The sequence below is a fragment of the Sphaerothrix gracilis Ecp01 genome (genome assembly GCF_030405905.1).
Taxonomy (GTDB): domain Bacteria; phylum Cyanobacteriota; class Cyanobacteriia; order Phormidesmidales; family Phormidesmidaceae; genus Sphaerothrix; species Sphaerothrix gracilis.
Genome location: NZ_JASATW010000058.1, coordinates 7674 through 9402 on the forward strand (window position 1 = coordinate 7674; position 1729 = coordinate 9402).

A 1729-nucleotide genomic window follows, 5' to 3' on the forward strand; every position below is an offset into this window, starting at 1 on the left:
TACTCTGTGGGGCACAGGTGGAAACAAAAGGATACGGCGCGTAAAAACGCGCCGCTCTACCGCACGCCCCAGCATCAGCCGAGCTAGAGCGGTCCGCACGGTCTCCTACGCCTAGGTCCGCGCTCGGTCCTAGGCCTGCCGTACTCCCACTAACGTAGGCGCGACGGACCGCGCGCACATCTGCAGACGCCGGGTCCCCCTCCGTACCGCCCTCAACAGCCGCTTCGTCCACTGCCGCCGCGCGTCTGCCACTAACGTCCGGGTAGCCTTCTGCTGAGGGGACGAGAAAGGCCTCCGCACCCACTGCCCCGTCTGCGGCCGGAGGCGCCGCTCGACCAGACGCCAGACCTTCGCGAGTGCCAGCAGCGGCTAGAGCCGCTCCTAGACCCGCCGCAACTACGCCGGCCGCGCGCCCTTCCTGTACTGCTACGCCGGCAGCCCGTCGAGCCGCTGCAGCACGAGCTACGCCCGCCACTCCAGCGCCTAGCGCCGCTGCTACGCGAGCTCCCGCTGCTGCTCACGCGCGTGCTAGAGCGGAAACCGGAGCGAGAGCAGGGCCGGACGCTCCGGCCACCCACGCCGCGCGTCCGCTGGCTCCTCGACCCGCCGCGACGCCGCTGGCGACATCGCCCGGACCCGGTACTTCCGCCGGTACGCGAAGAGCGGCTCCGCACGCCGCGAGAGCCCGCACCCCGCACGCCATCTCGCCGCGCAAAAATGCGCGGCATAGGAAAACAAAGGTGGACACGGGGTGTCTCATGCGTTCCGGCCGAGATAGATCGTCCTGAGGGCAGCCTCGACGGTCTCGGCCGTGGCGCTCTTGGCGACCAGGCCCTCGATCCGCTTCATGGCGGCCACGGTGGGGAGGGGGAGGGCCTCAAGCTCGAAGGCCGAGACGGCGACGCTGCCGCTGATGCAACGGAACGCCTGATCCACGATGCCACTGTTGAGCACGGCGGCGAGCGCGGCCGGTGAGACCTTCGGCGCGGCCGAGATCGGGCGCACCATGTTGAGGTGATTTTCGACCACCACCGCCTTGTGCGCGGCGATGAAGTCGGCCGGAAGCTCGGCGGCGATCAGCCGGCGGGCCTGCTCCTTGGCGGTGGTGCGCTGCAAGAGCACGCACGGCCGCGTGACCTTCAGCCACTCGTCGCCGAACCGGGTTCGGAAATATGGGGCATGGTTCCGCTTGATGGCCCGAAACACAAAGCGCCCGTCGGCGGTCACGGCCTCGGCCCAGATCAGCGGGAAGGCGTCGCGCTCCTTGCGCTCGCGGAGCTGGTCCTTGTGGCGGTTCCATACGAGCGGCCCGGTCGATACCGCATAGCCCCAATCCGCGAGCCTGGTGCGCATGCCGGCGAGGCGTTCGGCGAGGGCACGCTGAGCCGGCTCCCGTGGCGCCAGCCACGGCCCGGATCGCTCGCCCGGCAAGGTGAACCGGCCGGCTTCCTCGACCTCGGCGCGGCCGGCGCGGAGGCCGAGATAATGCACGGCCACGGGACCGGCTTCGCTCCCGCGGCGGTAGGTAGCGAGCAAGGCTTCCTGCAGCACGTCCTCGAACACGCCGCGCCGGGCGTGCAGGAAATCGATCGCCAGCGGCGGGGCCTCGCGGGCGAGAAGGCCGCGAAGCGCCTTGAAGTACTCTCCGGCGAGGAAGCTGGTCGGGGTGACATAGGCGATCACGCCGCCGGGCTTGGTCCACCGGATCGCGAGATCCGTGAACACCCCA

The 1729-nt window shown here is 70.0% G+C and carries 1 pseudogene; it reads right to left on the bottom strand.

Annotated elements, in window-relative coordinates:
• Positions 1-756: 756 nt before the first annotated feature.
• Positions 757-1729, bottom strand: a pseudogene (locus QJQ48_RS27045) (SAM-dependent methyltransferase); the annotation flags it as partial.